Here is a 25,263-nt window from a genome sequence, read left to right on the forward strand (position 1 = left end):
TGGGGGTCCCCCCGCGAGCTCTGCGAGCAGGGGGCGCGAACCAAGGGGCTGTCATGCCGCCACCTTCGTATCGTTGGCCTTTTGACGAAGGTGTCGGCATGACGATGATCGAGGAGGTCTACCCGGACGCTCCGGCGCTCGCGGGGGCGATCGCCGACCGGCTCACGGGTCGCATCGCGCTGATCCAGGCCGAGGGACGACGCCCGAGCATCGTGCTGACCGGCGGGACGATCGCCATCGACGCCTACGAGCTGATCCAGAGCGAGCTCATCGACTGGACCCAGGTCGACTTCTACTGGGGCGACGAACGATTCGTCCCGGATGGCCATGCCGACCGCAACGACCAGCAGGCGCGAGACGCCTTCCTGGACCGCCTGGGCGTGCCCGCCGCCAACATCCACTCGATGCCGGCGCACGGGTGCGACCTCAGCACGGCTGAGGCGGCCGATCAGTATGCTGCCGCGCTGCCTTCGGCGCCGTTCGACGTCACGCTGCTCGGCGTCGGTCCCGACGGGCATGTCGCGTCCCTGTTCCCCGGCTTCGACCAGCTGCACGAGACGGAGCGGCTCGCGGTCGAGGTGTTCGACTCTCCCAAGCCGCCACCCGTACGCATCTCGCTGACGTTCCCGGCCCTCAACAACTCCGAGGCGGTGTGGTTCATCGTCGCCGGCGAGGGCAAGGCCGGGGCGGTCGCCCAGGCCCTGGGCGACGGAACGCTCGAGGACACCCCTGCGCGTGGCGCTCGCGGTCGTACCGAGACGGCCTGGCTGCTCGACGAAGCCGCCGCCTCCCAGCTGTAGCGGTGACCTAGGGCCCACCGCGGCCTCTCGGCGGTGACGTAGGGCCCAGGATCATCGCGATCCTGGGCCCTACGTCACCGCTCAACGCGGGATCAGAAGATGACTTCGCCGGTCTTGCGCTTGGTGCGCAGGAGGTCGATGGCTTCCTTGAGGATCTCGTCGGCCTCGGTCTCGGAGCGACGCTCCTTCACGTACGCGAGGTGCGTCTTGTAGGGCTCGATCTTCTTGGCAGTCGGCCGATTCTCGGCGTCGACGCTCGACGGCATGCCGCACCGCGGGCAGTCCCACGACTCCGGCACCTCGGCCTCGATCGCGAACTGCAGCTCAGTCGTGTGGTTGTTGATGCAGAAGAACGTCACGAACTGACGCGGAGCGGCTTCACCGCGCTCAGCCTCGCCCATGGGGCCAGAGCCGATACGGCTGCCCCGGATAGCACCTGCTGCCACTAGTTGCTCACCTTCAGTAGCAGGCCGAGTGCGAAGATGCACACGACCCAGACGACTGCGATACCGACCGTGATGCGGTCGAGGTTGCGTTCGGCGACCGATGAGCCGCCGAGCGAGCTGGAGACGCCGCCACCGAACATGTCGGAGAGACCGCCTCCGCGTCCCTTGTGCATGAGGACCAGGACGATCATCAGCACGCTGCTGATCGCCAGGATTACGGAGAACGTCAAAATCACGAGATGGGGCCTTCGTTGTCAGGCGCCGGACAGGTCCGGCATGGCATAGAACCGGGCGATCCCGGCGAACTCCTCCGCTTGGAGGCTTGCTCCGCCGACCAAGGCTCCGTCGACATCCGACTTCGCCATGATGGCGGCGATGTTCGCCGCTTTCACTGATCCGCCGTAAAGGATACGCAATGCTCCTGCGACTTCGGGCGACCAGGTCTCCTCGACACGCGAACGGATTGCTGCGCAGACCTCCTGCGCGTCCTCCGGAGTCGCGACCTCACCCGTGCCGATCGCCCACACGGGCTCGTACGCGATGACGACCGAGGCCATCTGCTCGGCGGTGAAGCCCGCCAGCGAGCCGTCGACCTGGTCCAGCGTGTAGGCCACGTGCGTGCCGGCCTGGCGGATCTCGAGACCTTCGCCGACGCACACGATGGGGCTCATGCCGGCCGCGAGGGCCTTGCCCGCCTTGATGTTGACGAGCTCGTCGCTCTCGGCGTGGTACTCGCGGCGCTCGGAGTGTCCGACGACGACGTAGGAGCAGCCGAGCTTGGCGAGCATCGAGGCGGCGATCTCACCGGTGTAGGCGCCGCCGTCGTGCTCGGAGACGTCCTGGGCGCCGTAGCCGATCGCCAGGTGGTCACCGTCGACGAGCGTCTGCACGCTGCGGATGTCGGTGAACGGCGGGATCACGACGACCTCAGCCTTGTCGAAGTCGTGCTTCTTGTCCTGCAGGGTCCAGGCGAGCTTCTGGACCAGCACCACGGCTTCCTGGTGGTTGAGGTTGGACTTCCAGTTGCCGGCCATGAGTGGCTTGCGGGCGGTCATGCATCGTCCCCTTCGAGGATGGCGAGTCCGGGCAGCGTCTTGCCCTCGAGGTATTCGAGGCTCGCGCCTCCCCCGGTGGAGATGTGTCCGAAGTCGCTGTCGGCGAAACCGAGCTGGCGTACGGCCGCGGCGGAGTCGCCACCGCCGACGACCGAGAGGCCGTCGACCTCGGTGAGCGCCTGGGCGACCGCCTTGGTGCCGGCTGCGAAGGCCGCCATCTCGAACACGCCCATCGGGCCGTTCCAGAACACCGTCTTGGAGCCGCGGATGATCTCGGCGAACGCCGCCGAGGAGTCCGGACCGATGTCGAGACCGAGCTGGTCGCTCGGGATCGCATCAGCTGCGACGATCGTGGCGGGCGCGTCAGCGGCGAACTCCGGCGCGACGACGATGTCCGTCGGCAGCACCAGGCGTACGCCCTGCTTGGCGGCCTGCTCGATGTAGCCACGGGCGATGTCGAGCTGGTCCTCCTCGAGGAGCGACTTGCCGACCTCGTGGCCCTGCGCCTTGAGGAACGTGAAGACCATCCCGCCACCGATCAGCAGGTTGTCGGCCTTGTCGAGCAGGTTGTCGATCACGCCGAGCTTGTCGGAGACCTTGGACCCGCCGAGCACCACGGTGTAGGGGCGCTCGGGGCTCTCGGTGAGGCGCTTGAGCACGTCGACCTCGGCCTCGACCAACCCACCGACGGCTGACGGCAGCTCACGAACGATGTCGTAGACGCTGGCCTGCTTGCGGTGCACGACGCCGAAACCGTCGGACACGAACACATCGGCGAGGTCGGCCAGCTTGCCGGCGAACTCCCGCCGCTCGTCCTTGTCCTTGCTCGTCTCGGCCTCGTTGAACCGTACGTTCTGCAGCACGGCGACCTGGCCGTCCTGGAGCGCCGACGCGATGCGGTTGGCCTCGGGGCCGACCGTGTCGTTGGCGAACAGCACCGGCGCGCCGAGCAGCTCTGCGAGCCGCTCGGCGACCGGCGCCAAGGAGAACTTCGGGTTGGCCACGCCGTCGGGACGACCCAGGTGGGCCGTCACGAGGACGCGGGCACCTGCGTCGGCAAGACGCTTGATCGTCGGCACGCTCGCGCGTACGCGACCGTCGTCGGTGATCGTCGTGCCGTCGAGCGGCACGTTGAGGTCACTGCGGACGAGAACGCGCTTGCCGCGCAGGTCTCCCAGGTCCGAAACAGTCTTCACAGCTCAGAGCGACGATCCGACGTGGACGACGAGGTCGGCGAGGCGGTTGGAGTAGCCCCACTCGTTGTCGTACCAGCCGACGACCTTGACCTGGTCGCCGATGACCTTGGTCAGGCCCGAGTCGAAGATGCACGACGCGGGGTCCGTGACGATGTCTGCCGAGACGATCGGGTCCTCGGTGTAGACGAGGAAGCCCTTCATGGCGCCCTCAGCGGCGTCCTTGACGATTTGGTTGACCTCTTCGACCGTGGTCTCGCGCGAAGCGGTGAACGTCAGGTCCGTCGCCGAACCCGTCGGCACCGGCACGCGGAGCGCGTAGCCGTCGAGCTTGCCCTTGAGCTCCGGCAGCACGAGGCTGACGGCCTTGGCGGCGCCGGTCGACGTCGGGATGATGCTGAGGTTGGCGGCGCGGGCGCGACGCAGGTCGCTGTGCGGCGCGTCCTGCAGGTTCTGGTCCTGCGTGTAGGCGTGGATCGTCGTCATGAGGCCGCGCTCGATGCCGAGACCGTCATTGAGGGCCTTGGCCATCGGGGCGAGGCAGTTGGTCGTGCACGACGCGTTGGAGATCACGCTGTGGGCGGCCGGGTCGTAGAGCTCGTGGTTGACACCCATGACGACCGTGACGTCTTCGTTCTTGGCCGGGGCCGAGATGATGACCTTCTTGGCACCGCCGTCGATGTGGGCCTTGGCCTTGGTCGCGTCGGTGAAGAAGCCGGTCGACTCGATGACGATGTCGGCGCCGACGCTGGCCCAGTCGAGCTTGGCCGGGTCGCGCTCCTCGAACGCGGCGATCTTCTGGTCGCCGACGTAGATGAAGCCCTCGTCGTAGGTGACGTCGGCGTCGAGACGGCCGAGGATCGAGTCGTACTTGAGGAGATGGGCGAGCGTCTTGTTGTCCGTCAGGTCGTTGACGGCGACGATCTCGATGTCTGCACCGGCGGCACGAGCCGCGCGGAAGAAGTTACGGCCGATACGGCCAAATCCATTGATACCTACGCGTACGGTCACGGGGAACGTGTCTCCTGCGGGTCGATGTGGGTGACATGCGTAACCCTACCGAGTTGCCCTCACTACCGGCGAGTCACCTCAGGGCCGTGAGACTGGCGGTTCCTAGCGACGAAGTCGCGGTGGGGGTCCCCCCACGAGTTCTACGAGTAGGGGGGGGAGCGCAGCGACCGAAGGATCAGCCCTCGGCGAGGCGCTCGTCACCGAGCGTCGCCTCTGTGTCGGGCACGCCCAGCTCCTCGGCCCGCTTGTCGGCCATCGCGAGCAGCCGGCGGATGCGACCGGCGATCGCGTCCTTGGTCAGCGCCGGCTCGTGCAGCTGTCCGAGCTCCTCGAGGCTGGCCTGGCGGTGCTCGACCCGCAGGCTGCCGGCCATCTTGAGGTGGTCGGGCACCTCCTCGCCGAGGATCTCCAGCGCCCGCTGGGCGCGCGCACCGGCGGCGACAGCAGCCCTGGCCGAGCGGCGGAGGTTGGCGTCATCGAAGTTGGCCAGCCGGTTGGCGGTCGCCCTGACCTCGCGGCGCATGCGGCGCTCCTCCCAGGCCAGCAGCGACTCATGCGCGCCGAGCCGGGTCAGGAGCGCACCGATCGCCTCACCGTCACGGATGACGACGCGATCGACGCCACGCACCTCGCGCGCCTTGGCGCTGATGCCCAGGCGACGGGCGGCGCCGACCAGTGCGAGTGCCGCCTCGGGGCCAGGGCAGCTGACCTCGAGGGCCGACGAGCGGCCCGGCTCGGTCAATGAGCCGTGTGCCAGGAACGTTCCGCGCCACGCGGCGACAGCATCGCACGACGAGCCGGAGACGACCTGGGGCGGCAGACCCCGGATGGGCCGGCCGCTGCCGTCGACGAGCCCGGTCTGGCGGGCCAGCGCCTCGCCGTCCTTGGAGACCCGCACGACGTAGTGGGTGTCCTTGCGGATGCCGGCGTTCTGCATCACGAGGACTTCGCTCTCGTGGCCGTAGATCTCGGCGATGTCCTTGCGGAGGCGGCGGGCCGCTGCTCCGGTGTCGAGCTCGGCCTCGACGACGATGCGTCCGGAGACGATGTGGAGCCCGCCCGCGAATCGCAGGATCGACGACACCTCGGCCTTGCGGCAGCACGACTTCGTGATCGTGGTGTTGGCAAGCTCTGCCTTCACCTGAGCCGTCATTGCCATGCGGCCGAACCCCTGTCTGTCAACGTCTTGTTCTGGGAGAAGAGTGTCACTCTATGCCGTCCTCATGACCCTGGCGAAGGCGGCTGCGAGCCGTCCTGGGTCGTGCTGGTCCGATCCTGGGCTGGCCGCCACGTCCGCGACATACAACCGCGCACCGAGCGACCGGGCCGTCGACTCCAGCGTGCCACGCGTGTCAACGAGGCTGGTGTCGGCGATGACAGCATCCAACCCGAGTTCGGGCGCGTGCGCGGCCAAAACCTCGAGATGGTCCGTGGGTGTGAGTCCTTCGGTCTCGCCCTCCTGCTCGAGCAGGTTGAGCACCAGGATGCGCTTGCCGTTGGTCTTGGTGAGGGCGTCGCGCAGCCCAGGGACGAGCAATGTCGGCATGACGCTGGTGAACCAGGACCCGGGGCCGACGACAACCCAGTCGGCGGCCTCGACGGCTGCCACCGCCTCTGGGCAGGCCGGCGGGTCGCTCGGGTCGAGGCGGACGCTGACGACCTGACCGTCCGTCGATGACACCTCGACCTGCCCGCGTACGAGCGTCAGCCGGTCGGGAGCCGAGCGCAGGTGCACGTCGGCCTCGATGTCGAGCGGCACGGCGGCCATGGGCAGCACCCGGCCCTGCGCGCCGAGCAGCTCGCCGACGAGGTCGAGCCCCGTCACGTGGTCGCCGACCTGGTCCCAGATCGCGGCGATCAGCAGGTTGCCAACGGCGTGGTCCTTGAGCGGGCCGTTGCCGGAGAACCGGTGCTGCAGGACCGCCGCCCACGTGCGGCCCCAGTCGTCGTCCCCACAGAGGGCGGCCAATGCCATGCGGAGGTCGCCAGGCGGCAGCCCACCCAGCTCAGCGCGGATGCGGCCGGACGATCCACCGTTGTCGGCGACCGTCACGACTCCGGTGAGGTCGGTCGTCAGCCGGCGCAGCGCGGACAGGCTCGCCGCGAGGCCGTGCCCGCCGCCGAGCGAGACGACCTTGAGGTCACCCTCGGCACGCCCGGCGACATGCGCAGGTCGCGCCGTGCTCACTCGCGCCCCAGGTCGCGGTGGACCACCAGAGTGCGTACGCCGTGGGCGCGCAGCCGCTCGGCGAACGCCTCGGACATCGCAACGCTGCGGTGGCGCCCGCCGGTGCAACCGATGGCGATGGTCAGGAAGTGCTTGTCCTCGCGCAGGTAGCCGTCGGTCAGGAGGGCGACGAGGCCCTCGTACTGCTCGAGGAACTGCGACGACCGGGGCTGGCGCAGGACGTAGTCGCGCACGGGCTGGTCGAGGCCGCTCATCGGCCGCAGCTCGTCGACCCAGAACGGGTTGGGCAGGAAGCGCAGGTCGGCGACCATGTCGGCGTCGATCGGCAGGCCGTACTTGAACCCGAACGACATCACCGAGGCGCGCAGGCCACCGGAGTCGGGATCCTCGAACGCCGCCCGCACGCGTTGGCCCAGCTGGTGCACGTTGAGGTTGGACGTGTCGACCACGATGTCGGCCCGGCCGCGGATGCGGTTGAGGAGCTCGCGTTCGCGCTCCAGACCGTCGACCAGCCTGCCCTCGAGGCTCAGGGGGTGCGGGCGGCGGGCGGCCTCCTGGCGGCGTACGAGGACCTCGTCGGCCGCCTCGAGATAGAGGATCTTGGTGTGGACACCGTTGTCGCGCAGGTCCTCGAGCGCCTCGACCAACCCGCCGAAGAACTGCCGCGAGCGCGCGTCGACCACGACGGCGAGCCGGTCGATGTCCTTGGACTCCTGCACCGTCTCGACGGCCTGGGACAGCAGGCCGGGCGGCAGGTTGTCGATGACGTAGTAGCCGAGCTTCTCGAGCACCTTGGCCGCTGAGCCTCGCCCTGCTCCGGTCATGCCGGTGACGAGCACGAACTGCGTCAAGGTGGTCAACTGTCCTCCAGGATCTCGCCGGTTGCCGTGTTGACGGCCGGTACCTGCTCGCCGGTCGCGAGCGCCTCCACGATGGATTGTGCCGTAGCCGCGCCGATGCCGGGCACGGTTGCGATCTCTTCTGCTGTCGCCGCTCGCAGCTTCTTGACCGAGCCGAACGTCTTGAGCAGCGCCTTGCGCCGCGCGGGGCCCAGGCCGGCGACCGGGTCGAGCACGCTCTCGATCATCGACTTGCTGCGCCGGCCGCGGTGGTGCGTGATCGCGAAGCGGTGCGCCTCGTCGCGCAGGCGCTGCAGCAGGTAGAGACCCTCGCTCGTGCGCGGCAGGATCACCGGGTCCTCGTCGTCGGGCAGCCAGACCTCCTCAAGGCGCTTGGCCAGGCCCACGAGGGCGATGTCCTTGATGCCGAGCTCCTGCATCGCGGCGTGTGCCGCAGCGACCTGCGGCGGCCCACCGTCGACGACCACGAGGGCCGGTGTGTAGGCGAAGCGGCGGGGCTTGCCGGTCTCGGGATCGATGCCCGGGCCTTCCTCGTCGTTGCCCTCGCGCGCCTTGAGCAGCTGCGTGAACCGCCGCGTGATGACCTCGTGCATCGCGGCGACGTCGCTCTGGCCCTCGTTGCGGATCGTGAAGCGGCGGTACTCGGACTTGCGGGGCAACCCGTCCTCGAACACGACCATCGACGCCACGGTCTCGGTGGCCCCGAGGTTGGAGATGTCGTAGCACTCGATGCGCAGCGGTGCGGTCTCGAGATCGAGCGCCGCCTGGATCTCCTCGAGCGCGAGGCTCCTGGCCGTGAGGTCGGAGGACCGCTTCATCTTGTGGCGCATGAGGGACTGCTTGGCGTTCTGCTCGACGGTCTCCATGAGCGCTCGCTTGTCGCCCCGCTTGGGCACCCGGATCGTGACCGGGCCCTCTCGGCGCTCGCTCAGCAGCTCGGTGACCGTCGCGGCGTCGGCCGGCAGGGTCGGCACGAGCACCTCGCGCGGGATCGCCGAAGCCGCCGAGTCCTCGTAGAGGGTCATGAGTGCGCTCTGCACGAGCTCGGGGAACGCGGCCTCGTCTGCCTTCTCGGCGACCCAGCCGCGCTGACCGCGGATGCGGCCGCCGCGCACGGAGAAGATCTGCACCGCGACCTCGAGCGGGTCGTCGACGAAGCCCAGCACGTCGGCGTCGGTGCCGTCGCCGAACACGACGGTCTGCTTCTCCAGCACCCGCCTCAGGGCACCGAGGTCGTCGCGGAGCTTGGCGGCGAGCTCGTACTCCTCGTTGTCCGACGCCTCCTGCATCCGCTGCTCGATGCGCCTGGTGAATCCCGCGGTCTGGCCGCCCATGAAGGCCAGGAAGTCGTTGACGATCGCACGGTGCTCGTCGGCGTCGACCCGGCCCACGCACGGTGCCGCGCACTTGCCGATGTCGCCGAGCAGGCACGGCCGGCCGATCGCCTTGGAGCGGCGGAACACGCCGGCCGAGCACGACCGCATCGGGAACACCCGAAGCAGGGTGTCGACGGTGTCGCGGATCGCCCACGCGTGACCGTACGGGCCGAAGTAGCGGACGCCCTTGCGCTGCGCGCCGCGCATGACCGTGACGCGCGGGAACTCCTCGCTGACTGTCACCGCCAGCCAGGGGTATGACTTGTCGTCGCGGTACTTGACGTTGAACCGCGGGTCGAACTCCTTGATCCAGGAGTACTCCAGCGCGAGCGCCTCGACCTCGGTGCTGACGACGGTCCACTCGACGGAGCTCGCGGTCAGGACCATCTGCTGGGTGCGCTGGTGCAGCCCCGAGATGTCCTGGAAGTAGGAGCTCAGCCGTGGGCGCAGCGACTTGGCCTTGCCGACGTAGATGACCCGGCGCTCGGCGTCACGGAACCGATAGACGCCCGGCTCGACGGGGATCTCACCGGGTGCCGGCCGATAGCTTGCGGGATCTGCCACCGACCCAGCCTACGAGGTGACGAGTAGCGGCTTGAGGAACGTGCCGGTGTGGCTGTCGGGGCTGTTGGCGATGTCCTCGGGCGTGCCCTCGGCGATCAGCAGACCGCCACCGCTGCCGCCCTCGGGGCCCATGTCGATGACCCAGTCGGCGGTCTTGATGACGTCGAGGTTGTGCTCGATGACGATGACCGAGTTGCCGGTGTCGACGATGCGCTGCAGCACGCCGAGGAGCTTGCGGATGTCCTCGAAGTGCAGGCCCGTCGTGGGCTCGTCGAGGACGTAGACCGTGCGACCGGTCGACCGCTTCTGCAGCTCCGCCGAGAGCTTGACGCGCTGCGCCTCGCCGCCGGACAACGTGGGCGCGGACTGCCCCAAGCGTACGTAGCCGAGGCCCACGTCGACGAGTGTGCGCAGGTGACGCGCGATCGCCGGGATGGCTTCGAAGAACTCGACGGCCTCCTCGATCGGCATCTCGAGCACCTCGGCGATCGTCTTGCCCTTGTAGTGCACCTCGAGCGTCTCGCGGTTGTAACGGGCGCCGTGACAGACCTCGCAGGCGACGTAGACGTCGGGCAGGAAGTTCATCTCGATCTTGATCGTGCCGTCGCCGGAGCACGCCTCGCAGCGGCCGCCCTTGACGTTGAACGAGAAGCGGCCCTGCTGGTAGCCGCGCATCTTGGCCTCGGGCGTCTGCGCGAACAGCTTGCGTACGTGGTCGAAGACGCCGGTGTAGGTCGCCGGGTTGGAGCGCGGGGTGCGACCGATCGGCGACTGGTCGACGTGGATGACCTTGTCGACCTCGTCGAGCCCAGTGATGGTGCGGTGGCGGCCCGGGATCGTACGTGCGCCGTAGACCGTGCGGGCGAGCTGCGTGTAGAGGATGTCGTTGACCAGCGTCGACTTGCCCGAGCCGGACACGCCGGTGACCGCGACGAACATGCCGAGCGGGAACGTCACGTCGATGTCGCGGAGGTTGTGCTCCTTGGCGCCGTGCACCGTGAGCTCGCGACCCTTGACCCGCTTGCGGCGCTTGTCGGGCAGCGGGATCGACTTGCGGCCGGACAGGTATTGGCCGGTCAGCGAGTCGTCGCTGGCGTAGAGCTCGTCGACCGGGCCGGACACGATGACCTGTCCCCCGTGCTCGCCGGCGCCCGGTCCGATGTCGACGGCCCAGTCGGCCGCGCGAATGGTGTCCTCGTCGTGCTCGACCACGATCAGCGTGTTGCCGAGGTCGCGCAGGCGCAGCAACGTCTCGATGAGGCGGTGGTTGTCGCGCTGGTGCAGGCCGATCGACGGCTCGTCGAGGACGTAGAGCACGCCGACCAGCCCGGCGCCGATCTGGGTGGCCAGGCGGATGCGCTGCGCCTCGCCGCCGGACAGCGAGCCGGCGGCCCGGTCGAGTGCGAGGTAGTCGAGGCCGACGTCGAGCAGGAACCGCAGGCGCTCGTTGATCTCCTTGAGCACGCGCTCGCCGATCTGACGCTCGCGGTCGCTCATCTCGAGCGTCTGGAGGTATTCGGACGCCTCGCTGATCGACAGCGCGCAGACCTCGGCGATGTTCTTGGCGCCGAACTTCTCGGACTCGAGCGTCACGGCCAGGATGACCGGCTTGAGGCGGGTGCCGTTGCAGACCCGGCACGGGACCTCGCGCATGAAGCCCTCGAGGCGTTCGCGGTTGGTCTCGGAGTCGGTCTCGTCGTGGCGGCGCTCGAGGTAGGTGATCGCGCCCTCGAACTCGGTGTAGTAGGACCGCTCGCGGCCGTAACGGTTCTTGTAGCGGACGTGCACCTTGGTCGGGTGCCCGCGCAGGATCGCCTCGCGTACGTCCTCGGGCAGGTCGCCCCAGGGCGTGTCGGCGCTGAAGCCCAGCTCGTCGGCGAGTGCGCCGATCAGCCGGGAGAAGTAGTCGGCGACGTGCGCCGACGACCACGGGGCGACGGCACCCTCGTTGAGGGACTTGGCGTCATCGGGGACGACCAGCTCGGGGTCGACCTCCATGCGGGTGCCGAGGCCGTGGCACTCGGGGCAGGCGCCGAACGGGGCGTTGAACGAGAACGACCGGGGCTCGAGCTCGTCGACCTCGAGCGGGTGGTCGTTGGGGCACGCGAGCTTCTCGGAGAACCGGCGCGTGCGGTGCTCGTCGTCCTCGGGCAGGTCGACATAGTCGATGATGACGAGCCCGTCGGCCAGGCCGAGTGCGGTCTCGACCGACTCGGTGAGGCGCTGCTTCTGGCTGCCCTTGACCTGCAGGCGGTCGACCACGACGTCGATCGTGTGCTTCTTCTGCTTCGCGAGCTTGGGCGGCTCGTCGGCGAGCATGTGGGTCTCGCCGTCGACGATCGTGCGGCTGAAGCCCTGCGACTGCAGCTGGCGGAACAGCTCGCCGTACTCACCCTTGCGGCCGCGGATGATCGGCGCGAGCACCTGGAAGCGGGTGCCCTCGTCGCCGGCCATGATGCGGTCGACGATCTGCTGCGGGGTCTGACGCGCGATCGCCTCGCCGCACACCGGGCAGTGCGGCCGTCCGGCGCGGGCGTAGAGCAGGCGGAGGTAGTCGTAGACCTCGGTGATCGTGCCGACGGTCGACCGCGGGTTGCGGCTCGTGGACTTCTGGTCGATCGAGACCGCGGGCGACAGGCCCTCGATGAAGTCGACGTCGGGCTTGTCCATCTGGCCGAGGAACTGCCGGGCGTATGCCGACAGCGACTCGACGTAGCGGCGCTGGCCCTCGGCGAAGATCGTGTCGAACGCCAACGACGACTTGCCCGAGCCCGAGAGCCCCGTGAACACGATCAGCGAGTCTCTCGGGAGATCGAGTGAGACGTCCTTGAGATTGTGCTCTCGTGCGCCGCGGATGACGAGGCGGTCGGTCACTGGCTCCCCTGAAATGATTGGCGGTTGCGGGCAGAATCTTGGCCCACTCCATTGTATGGAGCAGGTCCGACAGAAACCCGCCGAGCGACCGTACGTTCGCTCACAGCGTCCTCTTCCCCTCCGGGCGGTGACCTAGTCGCCCATCCGTCCACCTGATGGGCGACCAGGTCACCGCTCCGCGACGGGTCTGGCAGGCTGGGCGCATGACGTACACGGGAGAGGTCGAGGTCGGCGGTCCGGCGGACGTGCAGGTGGCCGGCGACCTGATGATCACCAAGGTCGCTGTCGGCGAGATGAACAACAACGCATACCTCTTGCGCTGCGTCCTCACCGGCGAGCAGGTTCTGATCGACGCGGCGAACGAGCTTGAGACGCTGCTCGGCCTCATCGGCAGCGACGGCCTGGCCCGGGTCATCACGACCCACCGGCACGGCGACCACTGGCAGGCGCTCGCCGCGATCGTCGAGCGCACCGGCGCGGAGACCGTCGCCGGCGAGGACGATGCTGACGAGCTCCCGGTGCCGGTGACGACCCGCGTACGTACGGGTGCCCGCGTGCGGGTCGGCTCCTGCGAGCTCGAGGTCATCGAGGTCGTCGGTCACACGCCCGGCTCGATCGTCCTGGCGTACGACGACCCCGACGGCATCGTGCACCTGTTCACCGGCGACTCGCTGTTCCCCGGCGGCGTCGGCAACACGTTCGGCGATGCGGGCGCCTTCGCCACGCTGATCGACGAGGTGGAGACCAAGATCTTCGGCGCCTATCCCGACGACACCCACGTCTATCCCGGCCACGGCAACGACACGACGCTCGGCGCGGAGCGACCACACCTGCAGGAGTGGCGCGAGCGCGGCTGGTGACCCTCGGACCGGGCCGGGTCCTAGTGTTTCGGCCCCGCGTCAGGATCACGGTCGTCGCCATCACCGCTCTCGGCGACGTCCTTCTTGCGCTGGATCTCCATCTTGACGATGTTCGCCTCGTGCGCAGCGGGGTGGAAGATCTCCTGCATGACCCCGAAAGCGCCGGATGCTCCTGAGGCACCGGTGGCGGAGTTGTGCTCTGCGCGGCCGGCGACGAACGGCACACCGAAGACGAACACGACGATCAGGACGACGACGATGATCGCGGCGGTGAGCATGCCTGCAGCGTACGCACCTCAGCCCGGCCCGGGTTCGACCCTCACGAAGGAAGTGAATCCGAGCAACCACCCGAGCTCCGCGAGCAGGCCGTGCGGCATCACCGGCGCCACGTGCACCGGTACCGTTGCGGTGGGACGCGGATCGGCCCAGGGACCATTCGGGATGACGACGCGCGGCACGGGCAGCGGCTTGAGCCGAACCACCGCGGGGTGGTGACGCGTGACCGTTCGTTCATCGGACGCGCTCACGACCCAACCGACACCGAACGACACGGCCACCAGCGCGACGATCGCCGCGGTCGCGGGCAGCGCACGGCGCATGTCCCGGACCATAACCACCGTCAGCGGTGGTGACCCTGGCTCTCGAACGCCGCCTGGGCGAACGCGAGCAGCAGGCCGGTCACGGCCGCCAGGATCGCGACGGCAACCGCGATGTAGCCCCACGGCTCACGGTCGACGTCACCGCCCCGCGCGAACCCGACGACGATCCCTGCGCCCGCCGCGATGAACACGACGAGTGCGGTGTACATGCCCCACCGCCGGTGATGCTCGTGGAGCGTGATGTTCCTCCGCGCCATGCCTTCATCGTGCGCTCAGTCCCGCGCGGATGCAAGGGCCAGGGACTACTCGTCGCGGGGCAGTGAGACGTACACGGCGTTGACGGCGACGGCCTGCTCGAGCTCGGTCGACAGGCCGGCGAAGAACTGCGAGCGGTACGTCTCGTCTGTGACCGCGTAGACCGTGAAGTACAGCCCCGCGAACGACGCGAGGAAGACGGCGACCTGGAACAGCTCGTTCGTCAGCGGCAGGTGCTTGCCGAACCGCGACGGCAGGTCGGTCACGTGGTCTTGCTGCGTCCACGACATGACCGTGTCGTTGGAGATCGTGAGATGCCCGAAGACCACGAAGAAGACGAACAGGCCCAGGCTCAGCAGCAGCACCTGGATCGCCTGGTTGAACAGCAGCACCAGGACCAGGTTGGCGCGCGCGAATCGCGGTAGGTCGGCCGGCGCCGCAGAGATCTGTCTCGCCGCCTCGGCTGCGGGGGTGCCGACGCAGCAGTCTGCGAGTCGCTCGCCGGCGACCTCGCGCTCGACGCGACGCACCTCTTCGGGCAGGCGTACGAGCAGGAAGACCGTCGCGATCACGGCGAAGAACGCCACCGCCGACCACAGCACGTTGCGGGACATCAACGCTGCGACCTGCCACACCTCGGCATTGATGAACAGGAACGTCACCGCGAGCAGAAGCAGCGGCAGGGCGCGGGTCAGCAGCGGGAACATCAGGCCGAGCGATCCGAACGTACGACGTACGGCCCAGCGGAACATCGTGCCCATGCGGAGCAGTCGCCCGGCGAACAGCCCGAGGAGCGCCAGGAATGTCGCGATCCCCGCGACCGGTCCCCACTTGGGATCCGTCGCGAGAACCCCCACGGCGACGCCGACGGCGATCGACGTCGCCACGATCAGCACGATGACGGCGGTGATCCGCTTCCTCGACAGCCACTTCTCGATCCGGTCGGCGTGATCGCCGGAGAAGTAGGGCAGTCCGTGGTCGTCGAACCAGTCCTCGATCTCCGCGGCCGTCTGCGCGTGGGTGCTGGGCACGTCAGAAGGTGACGGGCAGCTCGTCGACGCCGTACACGAAGGACAGCTGCCGGAAGCTCAGCTCTTCCTGCGGCTTCGCGAGCGCGAGGTCGGGGAATCGTTGGAACAGCTTGGGCAGGGCGATGCGCAGCTCCATGCGGGCGAGCTCTGCCCCGATGCAACGGTGGATGCCGTGGCCGAACGCCAGGTGACCGCTGGCCGGGACGCGATAGGGGTCGAACTCGTCGGGCCGCTCCCCTGCCGAGCTGGGGTCGCGGTTGGCGCCGCTCAGGGAGGCCAGGACGACGTCACCGGCCTTGAGCTGCTTGCCGAACAGCATCATGTCCTGCTTGGCGAACCTCGGGAACGCGACCTGCACGACGGCCAGGTAGCGCAGGAGCTCCTCGACGATCCGGTCGACGTCCTCGGGATCGCCCTTGCGGATCAGGTCGGCGTACGCCGGGTCGCGCAGCAGCACGATCGTGCCCAGCGCGATCATGCCCGCGGTCGTCTCGAATCCGCCGGTGAAGACGCCGTCGGCCAGTCCGGCCAGGTCGACGTCCGAGATCAGGTCGCCTTCGTCGCGCAGGATCTGCCCGATGAGGCCCGGTCCGGGCTCCTTGCGCTGCTTCGCCACCGCCTCGAACAGAAACTCGCGCTGCTCGGAGACCGCGCCGAACGCCGCCGCGCCGCCGTTGGTCGCGTCGAAGCGGGCGCTGCCGAGCTTCTCGAACGCGTCACGGTCCTCATAGTCGAGGCCGAGCAGCGCGCAGATCGTCTGGAACGGCACGGGGAAGGCCAGGTGCTTGGCCATGTCGGCGCCCGAACCCTCGGCGGCGAGCTTGTCGAGCTGGCCGTCGACGATCTGGCCGATCATCGGCTCGAGCCGCGCGAGCCGGCGCATCGTGAACTCCGGCGTGACGATCTTGCGCAGGCGGGTGTGCAGCGGCGGATCCGTGAACCCCAGGCCGCCGATGTCGTCGGACGTGGCCGGGCCGTCGCCGTGGAACATGTGGCGGATGTCGTTGGAATAGGAGTCACGATCCGTGAGGATCTGTCGCGATTCCTCGTAGCCCGTCACGAGGTATGCCCGGAAGTTGAACGGCAGGTCGAGCTTGTGCATCGGCTCGGTCGCCCGGATCTCGGCGATCCGCGGCACCGGATCCATGCCGTTGCGCTGCAGCGGAACCTTCGTCGGCTCCGGGATGAAGGAGATGCGGGACAGGTCGATGCCCTTTTTCTGGATGCGTCGGACGACCAGCTTGCCGACCCAGCCGGAGATCTTTGCCCTCACGTCAACCACGGGTCGAAACTACACTGCCCGGTTGCGGCTCGGAGCCACTCGGGGGAGGGTGAGACGCAAGTTGTGCCTGTTCACGGCACGCACACAAGGGGGCCACCATGAGTACCGACACGTCAGATCCGGGTCAGCAGACCGAGCTGCGAAGGGTCATGGGCCCCAAGCTGCTCCTGCTCTTCATCGTCGGTGACATCCTCGGCACCGGCGTCTACGCTCTGACCGGCCAGGTCGCCGCTGAAGTCGGCGGCGCGGCCTGGTTGCCGTTCCTCGTCGCGTTCATCGTCGCGACGCTCACGGCGTTCTCCTACCTCGAGCTCGTGACGAAGTATCCCCAGGCCGCAGGGGCTGCCCTGTACGTCCACAAGGCCTTCGGCGTCCACTTCTTCACCTTCATCGTCGCGTTCGCGGTCATGTGCTCCGGCATCACGTCGGCGTCGACCGCATCACGCGCTTTCGCCGCCAACCTCGCCACCGGGGTCGAGTGGGACGCCAGCAACACCGAGATCATGCTGATCGCCCTGGCCTTCATGGCCCTGGTCATGGCAGTCAACCTGCGGGGCGTCAGCGAGAGCGTCAAGGCCAACGTCGTGCTGACCCTCGTCGAGCTGTCCGGGCTGGTCATCGTGATCCTCATCGGTTGCTACGCCATCGCCGGCGGCGATGCCGACTTCGGTCGCGTCGTCGCGTTCGACACCCCGGACGACAAGAACGTCTTCCTGGCCGTGACGACAGCGACCTCGCTGGCGTTCTTCGCCATGGTCGGGTTCGAGGACTCGGTCAACATGGCCGAGGAGTGCCACGAGCCGCACAAGATCTTCCCGCGGATGATGCTGACCGGGCTGGGGATCACTGGCACGATCTACATCCTGATCTCGATCTGCGCCGTCGCACTCGTGCCGGTGGGCACGCTCGCCGGCAGCGACACGCCACTCATCGAGGTCGTCAAGGCCGGGGCGCCCGACTTCCCGATGGACAAGATCCTGCCGTTCATCTCGATGTTCGCGGTCGCCAACTCGGCGCTGATCAACATGATGATGGCGAGCCGCCTTCTCTACGGCATGTCCAGGCAGGGCGTCATCCCGAAGTCGTTGTCCAAGGTGCACGCGAAGAACCGGACCCCATGGGCATCGATCCTGTTCACCACCGCGCTGGCATTCGGCCTCATCGCGTACGTCTCGAACGCGAGCGACGACGCGATCGCCGTGCTCGGCGGCACGACGGCGCTGCTGCTGCTCGGGGTGTTCGCGGTCGTCAACGTCGCGGTGCTCGTGCTGCGGCACGACCGGGTCGACCGTCCGCACTTCCGCACGCACACCGCGATCGCCGTCGCGGGCGCGCTGTCGTGCCTCTATCTCGTGACTCCGCTGTCAGGGCGCGACAGCGAGCAGTACGAGGTCGCGGGCATCCTGCTGGGGATCGGACTCGTGCTGTCGGTGCCGATCTACCTGTTCCGCAGGGCGCACGGCGAGGACCTCGAGATCACCGATCCCGAGGACATCCCGCCGCACGAGCTGCCGTAGCGGCCGGTCAGCCCTGGCGCTCTCGTCGCGACGAGACCGTCAGGCTGACCACCGCCGTGACCGTCAGGATGCCGACGATGACGCCGAGGCTCAGCAGCGTCGGGATCTCGGGCACGTCGAAGTGCTCGCCGCCGTTGATGAACGGCAGCTCGTTGGTGTGCAACGCGTGCAGCACGAGCTTGACGCCGATGAACGCCAGCAGGATCGCGAGGCCCTGCGACAGGTAGATCAGTCGCTTGAGCAGGTCGCCGAGCAGGAAGTAGAGCTGGCGCAGACCCATCAGCGCGAACACGTTGGCCGTGAAGACGAGGTAGGGCTCCTTGGTGAGCCCGTAGATCGCGGGGATCGAGTCGAGCGCGAAGAGCAGGTCCGTCGTGCCGAGCGAGAGGATCACCAGGAACATCGGCGTGATGAACGTCTTGCCGTTCTCCTTGATGAACAGCTTGAGACCGTGCCACTCGTTCTTGGTGTTGAAGAAGCGGCGGGCAAAACGTACGACGCCGTTCTCACCGTCGTCGTCGTGCTCGGTGTCCTTGACCAGCGTGTACGCGGTCCAGAGCAGGAACGCACCGAAGATGTAGAAGATCCACGAGAACTGCTCGATCGCGACGGCGCCGAGCGCGATGAAGATGCCACGGAAGACCAGCGCGATGATGATGCCGACGAGCAGCGCCTCCTGCTGCAGCTTCCTCGGCACCTTGAAGCTCGCCATGATGATCAGGAAGATGAACAGGTTGTCGATCGACAAGCTGTACTCGGTCAGCCAGCCGGCGAAGAACTGCAGGCCGAAGTCGCCGCCCTTTTCCGGGACGTTGTGGTGGATCGTCACCCAGATGCCGAACGCCACGGCCATGCCGATGTAGCCCGCGAGGTAGATCGCGCACTCCTTGAGCGTCGGCTCGTGGGGCTTGCGCGCCACGATGATGACGTCGAAGAGCAGGACCGCGACGGTCACACCGATGGTCACGAACCACTCGGTCTGGGACACCGACATGCCGACGGTGTCGGCCGAGCTCTCGGCAAGGGGCAGGATCACAACAGGTACCTCCGGTCGTCAGGACGCCGGAGGTCTCTTCCGCCGCGTCCTGCGGCCCGCAACACCGGGAGACTGCAGGGAGTCTCCGTGATGACGACGTTGCGATCGGGGAATACTCCCCTCCTGCGTCCATTCTTGCAGCAGAGGCACCGAACCCTTGAATCGGGCGTCATGCGTCATGCGTCATGCCATTCGGGCGCGCAGCTCGAGCCAGACCCCGTGTGGCCACGGACCGGCGGGCTGTAGGGTCGGGTGGTCGAACGCGTCCGGCGGTGCGGTCTGGGGCTCGACACACACCGTGTCCGTGGGCTCGTCGTAGACGACCCACCACGGCGCGGACGACGAGAGCGTGACCTCGAGTGCTCCCGGCCAGGTCAGCACGGGCGCCGCGGCGAGCTGGAAGCAGTCGTCCCACGGTCCCGGCGTCGGTTCGACCAGTCGGCCCGTCGGCAGACCATCGGCCCCGCGCTCGACCATGACAGTGGGCTCGAGCGATGTCACGAGCTCCGGTCCGCTGTCGAGCCGGCGCCTGAACCACGGGTGCAGGCCGATCGAGCACGGCGCCTCGGCGTCGTCGTCCCAGGACAGCTCGATCCGCAGACCGTCATCGAGGAGCTCGTAGGTCAGGGTGGCAACGCCCTCGGTCGGCCAGGGCTCGTCGATCGCCAGCTCGTACACGCCGTCGCCCACCTGCTCCCAGACCGTGACGTGGCCCAGGCCGTGCAACGCGTGCGCGCCGTCGGTCTGCGGCAGCTGGTACGTCTGACCGTCGAGGTCGAGCCGTCCGTCGCGTACGCGGCCGGACCACGGGACCATCGGGAAGCAGCCGTCGGCGATGGCCGGATCGATGCGCGGGTGGCGCGAGGCGGCGAGGATCTCGTGCCCGTCGATCGTCAGGCTGGTGAGCCGGGCGCCGCGGGCCGGGTCGATGACGGCGCGGACGCGGTCGTTGTGCAGGACATCGGTCACGAGAGCATCATGCCCGCTGGCGGTCTCGTCCTTTCGACAAGCTCAAGGAATGCTGGGGCCTAGACCCCGGCTTGGAGCATGCTGCGCAGCTCCTTCTTGAGGTCACCGATCTCGTCGCGCAGGCGCGCGGCCACCTCGAACTGCAGTTCGGCGGCAGCAGCGCGCATCTGCTCGCTGAGCTGCTCGATGAGATCGGCGAGCTCACCCGACGGCAGGTTGGCGAGATCGGCCGTGTGCCCCAGCGGAACCGGCGCACCCTTGCGTCGCTTGTCGCCCGTCGCCGCCAGCAGGTTGGCCGTGTCGGCGTCCTCGCGGGCGAGCATGTCGGTGATGTCGCCGATCTTCTTGCGCAGCGGGGTCGGGTCGATGCCGTTGGCGGTGTTGTAGGCGACCTGCTTCTCGCGACGGCGGTTGGTCTCCTCGATCGCCCAGCCCATCGAGTCGGTGATCGTGTCGGCGTACATGATGACCTGGCCCGAGACGTTGCGGGCCGCGCGGCCGATCGTCTGAATCAGCGAGCGGCCGGAGCGCAGGAAGCCTTCCTTGTCGGCGTCGAGGATCGCCACGAGGCTGACCTCTGGCAGGTCAAGGCCCTCACGCAGCAGGTTGATGCCGACGAGGACGTCGTACTCCCCCATCCGCAGCTCACGCAGCAGCTCGACACGCCGCAGCGTGTCGACCTCGCTGTGCAGGTAGCGCGTGCGGATGCCCGCCTCGAGGAGGTAGTCGGTGAGGTCCTCGGACATCTTCTTGGTCAGCGTCGTGACGAGCACGCGCTCCTCGCGGTCGGTGCGCGTGCGGATCTGCGTGATCAGGTCGTCGATCTGGCCCTTGGTCGGCTTGACGATGACCTCGGGGTCGATCAGGCCGGTCGGGCGGATGATCTGCTCGACGACGTCGCCCTGGACCTTCTCCATCTCGTAGTTGCCCGGCGTGGCCGACAGGTAGACCGTCTGGCCGATGCGCTCGAGGAACTCGGCCCACTTGAGCGGCCGGTTGTCCATCGCGCTGGGCAGCCGGAAGCCGTGCTCGACCAGCGAGCGCTTGCGCGACATGTCGCCTTCGTACATCGCACCGATCTGCGGGATCGTCACGTGCGACTCGTCGACGACCAGGACGAAGTCGTCGGGGAAGTAGTCGAGCAGGCAGTGACCCGGCGTGCCTGGGCCGCGGCCGTCCATGTGACGGGAGTAGTTCTCGATGCCGGCGCACGTGCCGACCTGCTGCATCATCTCGAGGTCGTAGGTCGTGCGCATGCGGAGCCGCTGCGCCTCGAGCAGCTTGCCCTCGCCCTCGAGCTCGGCGAGTCGCTCCTCGAGCTCGACCTCGATCGTGCGCATCGCACGGTTCATGGTCTCCTGACCGGCGGCGTAGTGCGTCGCCGCTCCGACGTAGAGCTCCTGGTCGTCGCTCAGCACCTCACCCGTCAGCGGGTGCAGCGTCATGAGCCGCTCGATCTCGTCACCGAAGAACTCCACGCGTACGGCGTGCTCCTGGTAGACCGGGAAGATCTCGACCGTGTCGCCCTTGACCCGGAACGTGCCGCGGGTCGACGCGACGTCGTTGCGGACGTATTGGGCCTGCACGAGCGTGCGCAGCAGCTGCTCGCGCGGCAGCTCCTCGCCGACCTTGAAGCCGATCATCCGCTCGAGGTATTCCTGCGCCGAGCCCAGACCGTAGATGCACGACACCGTGGCGACGACGATGACGTCGCGGCGAGTCAGCAGCGACCAGGTCGCGGAGTGGCGCAGGCGCTCGACCTCCTCGTTGACCGACGAGTCCTTCTCGATGTAGGTGTCGCTCTGCGCGATGTAGGCCTCGGGTTGGTAGTAGTCGTAGTAGGAGACGAAGTACTCGACCGCGTTGTTGGGCAGCAGCTCGCGCAGCTCGTTGGCGAACTGGGCCGCCAGCAGCTTGTTGGGCATCATCACGAGCATCGGGCGCTGCAGCCGCTCCGCCAGCCAGGCCGTCGTGGCGGTCTTGCCGGTGCCGGTCGCACCCAGCAGGACGTTGTCCTTGATGCCGGCGTTGATGCGACGTTCGAGCTCGTCGATCGCCGCCGGCTGGTCGCCGGCGGGCTGGTAGTCGGAGACGACCTCGATGGGCGCCACCTGGCGCTGGAGCTCTGACACGGAACGCATACGACGAGCCTACGTCTCGCCACCGACAAAGCCCTCTAAAGTGGCTGTCATGCCCGTCTCGGAACGCCGCGCTGAGCGCAAGAGGGAGATCCTCGACGCCACACGCGCGCTGTTCGACGAGCGCGGCGTACGCGATGCGCAGATCGAGGACATCGCCCGAGCCGTCGGCATCAACCGGGCGATCATCTACCGGCACTTCTCCGGCAAGGAGGAGCTCTTCGCCGAGACCCTCGTCGGCTACCTCGACGAGCTCGACAAGACGCTGACCGCGGCTGACGACCATTCGAACGAGCCGGTCGACCGGCTCGAGGGCCTGGTCGTGGTGTTCCTCGACTTCGGCTCGGCCTATCCCGCGTTCGTCGACTGTGCGCAGGCCCTGTTGCGACGGCGCGGCGACGAGCTGATGGAGGAGGTCAGCGAGCGCGTCATGTTCGACCTCGGCCGTGCGATGGCCTCATGCCTGCACCACGTCGTCGACGTGCTCGAGGCGGGCGTCAAGACCGGCGAGTTCCACGTACGCGATCCCTATCTGCTGGCCAACGTCTTCTACACGCTGGCGCTCGGCGTCATGAACCTCACGACGCTGCAGCTGTCGGTACGCGAGCAGAATCCCGGACTGCCGGCGGTCGACGCGGTGCCGTTCGACGAGGTCAAGGCCTACCTCCAGCAGGCCGCCGTCGCGATGGCGCGCGGCTCCTCCTGACGCCGAACCTCAACTCGCCGCGGCAGCGCGCACGGCGTCGACCGACAGGCGTACGTCGCGGGCGTCGGTGGACCAGTTGCTGACCGAGATCCGCAGCACGTCACGGCCGCGCCAACGCGAGCCCGACATCCACGTCGTGCCGTCGGCGATCAGTCGCGCGGTGACCTCCCGCGTACGTTCGTCGCTGCCGAACGACACGCACACCTGGGTGTAGACGACGTCGTTGAGCACCTCGACCCCGTCGATCGCCGCCAGGCCGCTGGCGATCTCGCCGGCGTTGGCCACCAGCCCGTCGACGAGGCCGGTCACGCCTTGCCGGCCCAGGGAGCGGAGCACCGCCCACACCGGCACGCCGCGCGCGCGACGCGACAGCTCCGGGACCTTCTCGTACGGATCACCGGGCCCGGTCTCGTCGGGCACGAGGTAGCTCGCGTGGACGCCCATCGCCGCCCGCATCGCGACTGAGTCGGCGACGATCGCGAGACCGCAGTCGTACGGCACGTTGAGCGTCTTGTGCGCGTCGGTGGTCCAGGAGTCGGCGCCGGACAATCCCTCGACGAGGTCGCTCAACGCCGGTGACGCGGCCGCCCAGAGGCCGAACGCCCCGTCGACGTGCACCCAGGCCCCGCGTTCGTGAGCCAGCGCGACCGCCTCGGCGAACGGGTCGAACGCACCGGAATGGACGTTGCCGGCCTGCAGGCAGAGCACGATCGGCTCGCCCTGCGGTATCGCCGCGAGCGCCTCGGCCAAGGCATCCACGCGGATGCGGCCCTGCTCGTCGGAGCCCACCGGCTCCGGCTGCCCGAGCCCGAGATAGCGCAGCGCGAGATCGATCGTGTCGTGCCGCTCGGCACCGACCAGCACGTGGACCTTGGGTGCGCCGGTGAGCCCGTCGCGCTCGACGTCCCATCCTGCAGTCGCGAGCACCGCGTGGCGGGCGGCCGCGAGGCAGGTGAAGTTGGACATCGTCGCGCCGGTCACGAAGCCGACGTCGGCCGTCGACGGCAGGTGCAACAGCTCCAGCAGCCAGCGCGCGGCCGACTCCTCGAGGGCCGCGGTCGCCGGCGTCGAGTAGCGCATGCCGGCGTTCTGGTCCCAGCCGCTGACCATCCAGTCGGCCGCGAGCCCGGCCGGCAGCGTGCCGCCCATGACCCAGCCGAAGAACCGTCCCGAGCCGATCGCCATGAGCCCGGGATCGGCCTTGGCCGCGAGCTCGTCGACGACCTCGGCGGGATCCTTGCCATCGTCAGGCAGCGGTCCCCCGACGTCTTCGAGCAGGTCGGTGGCCGTGACTCGTGGCCCGACCGGGCGCTCGTCGATCGACGACAACCATCGGCGTACGTGCTCGTACGCCCTGGCCAGTGACTCGTCGTACGTCTTGCTCTGTGCCGTCATGTGCCGGCTCCCTCGTGGTTGGCCCTATCGTGCCCACGAGAGTTGCGCGGGTCAAGGAACCACTCAGGGCTGTCACCCGAAGGCGTCGACTCCGGTCAGCTCGGCCGAGAACGCCCACAGCCGCTCCGCCTCGGAGGGATCGATCGCCCAGTCCTTCACACCGGTGTAGACCTGATCGTCGGTCCACGGCGCGGCGACGTCGACGTCCTCCAGGTAGACGCCTCCGATGCCGTCGAGCTGCGGCGAGGTCGCCGCCCACACCTGGGTCGCGGCACCGGCCGCGGGTGACTTGAACCGCGGATCGATCAGGTTGCCCCGCTCGTCCAGATAGCCCGCCTCGATCTGCTCGGCCATCGACATGTGACGCACGAGCGCGGTGAGTATCGCGCCGGGATGCACCGCGTACGCCCGTACGCCCGCGTCCCGGCCCAGCGCGTCGAGCTGGACGGCGAACAGCGAGTTGGCCGTCTTGGACTGCCCGTACGCCAGCCACTTGTCGTATCCCTGCTCGAAGTGCGGATCGTCCCATCGAATGGGCGAGAAGTGATGGCCTCGTGAGCTCACCGAGACGACTCGCGCGCCACCCGGCTCGATCGCCGGCCACAGCCGGTTGACGAGCGCGAAGTGGCCGAGGTGGTTCGTGCCGAGCTGCGACTCCCAGCCGGGGCCGACGCGGGTCTCGGGCGCGGCCATGACGCCGGCGCTGTCGATCACGATGTCGAGCGTGCGGTTGGTCGCGAGGAACCGGTCGGCGAACGCGCGTACGCTCTCGAGCTCGCCCAGGTCGAGCTCATCGACCGTCACGCGATCAACACCGTCGAGCTGCTCCCGGGCTGTCTCGATCCGGCGAGCCGGCACGATGACCTCGGCGCCGGCAGCGACGAGCGCACGGGTCGTCTCGATCCCTATCCCGGAATAGCCACCGGTCACCAGTGCGACCTGGCCGGTGAGATCCATGCCCTTGAGCACGTCGTCGGTCGTCGTCGTGGCGTCGAATCCCGAGGGAAGCGGCTGTTGTGGACTCGTTGATGTCGTCATGTCGCCGACGCTAGGTGCTGGAGCGCGCTCCACCGCAAGCCCGGAGAAAGAGGACGCCACCCACCCGAGG

At 68.3% G+C, this 25,263-nt stretch carries 24 protein-coding genes; 4 read left to right on the forward strand and 20 right to left on the reverse strand.

Annotated elements, in window-relative coordinates:
* Window positions 1–98 precede the first annotated feature (98 nt).
* Complete coding sequence (pgl, locus tag BOSE46_RS12450) at window positions 99–800, forward strand: 6-phosphogluconolactonase (RefSeq protein ID WP_159540538.1); 702 nt, start codon at window positions 99–101, stop codon at window positions 798–800.
* A gap of 92 nt (window positions 801–892) precedes the next feature.
* Here pgl and BOSE46_RS12455 read toward each other — a convergent pair whose 3' ends face one another.
* From BOSE46_RS12455 to uvrA, 10 genes are all read right to left on the reverse strand, one after another.
* Entirely contained in the window at window positions 893–1,246 is a 354-nt protein-coding gene (locus tag BOSE46_RS12455) for an RNA polymerase-binding protein RbpA (RefSeq protein WP_159540539.1), read from the reverse strand.
* On the reverse strand, window positions 1,246–1,482 hold the full coding sequence (secG, locus tag BOSE46_RS12460) for a preprotein translocase subunit SecG (protein WP_082582024.1): 237 nt from the start codon (window positions 1,480–1,482) through the stop codon (window positions 1,246–1,248). Before secG ends, BOSE46_RS12455 begins: the two co-directional genes overlap by 1 nt.
* 18 nt (window positions 1,483–1,500) lie before the next feature.
* Window positions 1,501–2,301: a triose-phosphate isomerase gene (tpiA, locus tag BOSE46_RS12465; RefSeq protein WP_159540540.1), complete on the reverse strand. Its 801-nt coding sequence runs from the start codon at window positions 2,299–2,301 to the stop codon at window positions 1,501–1,503.
* Window positions 2,298–3,497 (reverse strand): phosphoglycerate kinase, encoded by a 1,200-nt coding sequence (gene pgk, locus BOSE46_RS12470; protein WP_159540541.1) that lies wholly within the window; start codon window positions 3,495–3,497, stop codon window positions 2,298–2,300. Before pgk ends, tpiA begins: the two co-directional genes overlap by 4 nt.
* A gap of 3 nt (window positions 3,498–3,500) precedes the next feature.
* A complete protein-coding gene (gene gap / locus BOSE46_RS12475; RefSeq protein WP_159540542.1) occupies window positions 3,501–4,505 on the reverse strand; it encodes a type I glyceraldehyde-3-phosphate dehydrogenase in 1,005 nt (334 codons plus the stop codon).
* Between the two features lie 175 nt (window positions 4,506–4,680).
* The gene (whiA, locus tag BOSE46_RS12480; protein ID WP_159540543.1) at window positions 4,681–5,664 is read right to left on the reverse strand and encodes a DNA-binding protein WhiA; all 984 of its coding nucleotides are present in this window, start codon (window positions 5,662–5,664) and stop codon (window positions 4,681–4,683) included.
* A gap of 51 nt (window positions 5,665–5,715) precedes the next feature.
* Window positions 5,716–6,693, reverse strand: a complete 978-nt coding sequence (gene yvcK / locus BOSE46_RS12485) for a uridine diphosphate-N-acetylglucosamine-binding protein YvcK (RefSeq protein ID WP_159540544.1) — start codon at window positions 6,691–6,693, stop codon at window positions 5,716–5,718.
* Window positions 6,690–7,553: an RNase adapter RapZ gene (gene rapZ, locus BOSE46_RS12490; RefSeq protein ID WP_159540545.1), complete on the reverse strand. Its 864-nt coding sequence runs from the start codon at window positions 7,551–7,553 to the stop codon at window positions 6,690–6,692. The genes yvcK and rapZ overlap by 4 nt, the downstream gene beginning before the upstream one ends.
* Complete coding sequence (gene uvrC, locus BOSE46_RS12495) at window positions 7,550–9,493, reverse strand: excinuclease ABC subunit UvrC (RefSeq protein WP_159540546.1); 1,944 nt, start codon at window positions 9,491–9,493, stop codon at window positions 7,550–7,552. Before uvrC ends, rapZ begins: the two co-directional genes overlap by 4 nt.
* 9 nt (window positions 9,494–9,502) lie before the next feature.
* Window positions 9,503–12,367 carry an excinuclease ABC subunit UvrA gene (gene uvrA / locus BOSE46_RS12500; RefSeq protein ID WP_159540547.1) on the reverse strand — a complete coding sequence of 955 codons (2,865 nt, stop codon included), beginning with the start codon at window positions 12,365–12,367 and terminating at the stop codon, window positions 9,503–9,505.
* Window positions 12,368–12,570: 203 nt separating this feature from the next.
* Here uvrA and BOSE46_RS12505 point away from each other — a divergent pair, with 203 nt between their 5' ends.
* Entirely contained in the window at window positions 12,571–13,227 is a 657-nt protein-coding gene (locus tag BOSE46_RS12505) for an MBL fold metallo-hydrolase (protein WP_159540548.1), read from the forward strand.
* Between the two features lie 20 nt (window positions 13,228–13,247).
* On the opposite strand, the gene BOSE46_RS12510 is transcribed toward BOSE46_RS12505, so the two are convergent.
* The 5 genes from BOSE46_RS12510 to BOSE46_RS12530 are packed head-to-tail and all read right to left on the reverse strand — an operon-like array spanning window position 13,248 to window position 16,394.
* On the reverse strand, window positions 13,248–13,505 hold the full coding sequence (locus BOSE46_RS12510; protein WP_159540549.1) for a hypothetical protein: 258 nt from the start codon (window positions 13,503–13,505) through the stop codon (window positions 13,248–13,250).
* Between the two features lie 18 nt (window positions 13,506–13,523).
* Window positions 13,524–13,826 (reverse strand): hypothetical protein, encoded by a 303-nt coding sequence (locus BOSE46_RS12515; protein ID WP_159540550.1) that lies wholly within the window; start codon window positions 13,824–13,826, stop codon window positions 13,524–13,526.
* A 20-nt stretch (window positions 13,827–13,846) separates the two neighbouring features.
* Window positions 13,847–14,083: a hypothetical protein gene (locus BOSE46_RS12520; protein ID WP_159540551.1), complete on the reverse strand. Its 237-nt coding sequence runs from the start codon at window positions 14,081–14,083 to the stop codon at window positions 13,847–13,849.
* Window positions 14,084–14,128: 45 nt separating this feature from the next.
* On the reverse strand, window positions 14,129–15,112 hold the full coding sequence (locus tag BOSE46_RS12525; protein WP_159540552.1) for a hypothetical protein: 984 nt from the start codon (window positions 15,110–15,112) through the stop codon (window positions 14,129–14,131).
* Window position 15,113: 1 nt separating this feature from the next.
* Window positions 15,114–16,394 carry a cytochrome P450 gene (locus BOSE46_RS12530; protein WP_159540553.1) on the reverse strand — a complete coding sequence of 427 codons (1,281 nt, stop codon included), beginning with the start codon at window positions 16,392–16,394 and terminating at the stop codon, window positions 15,114–15,116.
* A 98-nt stretch (window positions 16,395–16,492) separates the two neighbouring features.
* Between BOSE46_RS12530 and BOSE46_RS12535 the strand changes: the two genes are divergently transcribed.
* On the forward strand, window positions 16,493–17,911 hold the full coding sequence (locus BOSE46_RS12535; protein ID WP_159540554.1) for an APC family permease: 1,419 nt from the start codon (window positions 16,493–16,495) through the stop codon (window positions 17,909–17,911).
* A gap of 7 nt (window positions 17,912–17,918) precedes the next feature.
* Here BOSE46_RS12535 and BOSE46_RS12540 read toward each other — a convergent pair whose 3' ends face one another.
* From BOSE46_RS12540 to uvrB, 3 genes are all read right to left on the reverse strand, one after another.
* The gene (locus BOSE46_RS12540) at window positions 17,919–18,947 is read right to left on the reverse strand and encodes a TerC family protein (protein ID WP_371415512.1); all 1,029 of its coding nucleotides are present in this window, start codon (window positions 18,945–18,947) and stop codon (window positions 17,919–17,921) included.
* A gap of 183 nt (window positions 18,948–19,130) precedes the next feature.
* Window positions 19,131–19,916, reverse strand: a complete 786-nt coding sequence (locus BOSE46_RS12545; RefSeq protein WP_159540555.1) for an aldose 1-epimerase — start codon at window positions 19,914–19,916, stop codon at window positions 19,131–19,133.
* Window positions 19,917–19,975: 59 nt separating this feature from the next.
* Entirely contained in the window at window positions 19,976–22,057 is a 2,082-nt protein-coding gene (gene uvrB, locus BOSE46_RS12550; protein WP_159540556.1) for an excinuclease ABC subunit UvrB, read from the reverse strand.
* A gap of 49 nt (window positions 22,058–22,106) precedes the next feature.
* Between uvrB and BOSE46_RS12555 the strand changes: the two genes are divergently transcribed.
* Complete coding sequence (locus BOSE46_RS12555) at window positions 22,107–22,760, forward strand: TetR/AcrR family transcriptional regulator (protein WP_159540557.1); 654 nt, start codon at window positions 22,107–22,109, stop codon at window positions 22,758–22,760.
* A 9-nt stretch (window positions 22,761–22,769) separates the two neighbouring features.
* Here the strand turns inward: BOSE46_RS12555 and BOSE46_RS12560 are convergent, their stop codons facing one another.
* On the reverse strand, window positions 22,770–24,155 hold the full coding sequence (locus BOSE46_RS12560; RefSeq protein WP_159540558.1) for a pyridoxal-dependent decarboxylase: 1,386 nt from the start codon (window positions 24,153–24,155) through the stop codon (window positions 22,770–22,772).
* A 72-nt stretch (window positions 24,156–24,227) separates the two neighbouring features.
* Window positions 24,228–25,193, reverse strand: a complete 966-nt coding sequence (locus tag BOSE46_RS12565; protein WP_159540559.1) for an SDR family NAD(P)-dependent oxidoreductase — start codon at window positions 25,191–25,193, stop codon at window positions 24,228–24,230.
* Window positions 25,194–25,263 lie beyond the last annotated feature (70 nt).

It is taken from the genome of Aeromicrobium sp. 9AM, from assembly GCF_902506105.1.
Classification (GTDB): Bacteria; Actinomycetota; Actinomycetes; order Propionibacteriales; family Nocardioidaceae; genus Aeromicrobium.

What these genes read in the sequence shown, in the direction of transcription:
- BOSE46_RS12505 (WP_159540548.1), top strand. Translation starts at nt 12,571, where the DNA reads ATGACGTACACGGGAGAGGTCGAGGTCGGCGGTCCGGCGGACGTGCAG.
- BOSE46_RS12555 (WP_159540557.1), top strand. Translation starts at nt 22,107, where the DNA reads ATGCCCGTCTCGGAACGCCGCGCTGAGCGCAAGAGGGAGATCCTCGAC.
- BOSE46_RS12535 (WP_159540554.1), top strand. Translation starts at nt 16,493, where the DNA reads ATGAGTACCGACACGTCAGATCCGGGTCAGCAGACCGAGCTGCGAAGG.
- whiA (WP_159540543.1), bottom strand. Translation starts at nt 5,664, where the DNA reads ATGGCAATGACGGCTCAGGTGAAGGCAGAGCTTGCCAACACCACGATC.
- BOSE46_RS12520 (WP_159540551.1), bottom strand. Translation starts at nt 14,083, where the DNA reads ATGGCGCGGAGGAACATCACGCTCCACGAGCATCACCGGCGGTGGGGC.
- BOSE46_RS12565 (WP_159540559.1), bottom strand. Translation starts at nt 25,193, where the DNA reads ATGACGACATCAACGAGTCCACAACAGCCGCTTCCCTCGGGATTCGAC.
- tpiA (WP_159540540.1), bottom strand. Translation starts at nt 2,301, where the DNA reads ATGACCGCCCGCAAGCCACTCATGGCCGGCAACTGGAAGTCCAACCTC.
- uvrB (WP_159540556.1), bottom strand. Translation starts at nt 22,057, where the DNA reads ATGCGTTCCGTGTCAGAGCTCCAGCGCCAGGTGGCGCCCATCGAGGTC.
- BOSE46_RS12560 (WP_159540558.1), bottom strand. Translation starts at nt 24,155, where the DNA reads ATGACGGCACAGAGCAAGACGTACGACGAGTCACTGGCCAGGGCGTAC.
- BOSE46_RS12515 (WP_159540550.1), bottom strand. Translation starts at nt 13,826, where the DNA reads ATGCGCCGTGCGCTGCCCGCGACCGCGGCGATCGTCGCGCTGGTGGCC.
- BOSE46_RS12510 (WP_159540549.1), bottom strand. Translation starts at nt 13,505, where the DNA reads ATGCTCACCGCCGCGATCATCGTCGTCGTCCTGATCGTCGTGTTCGTC.
- pgl (WP_159540538.1), top strand. Translation starts at nt 99, where the DNA reads ATGACGATGATCGAGGAGGTCTACCCGGACGCTCCGGCGCTCGCGGGG.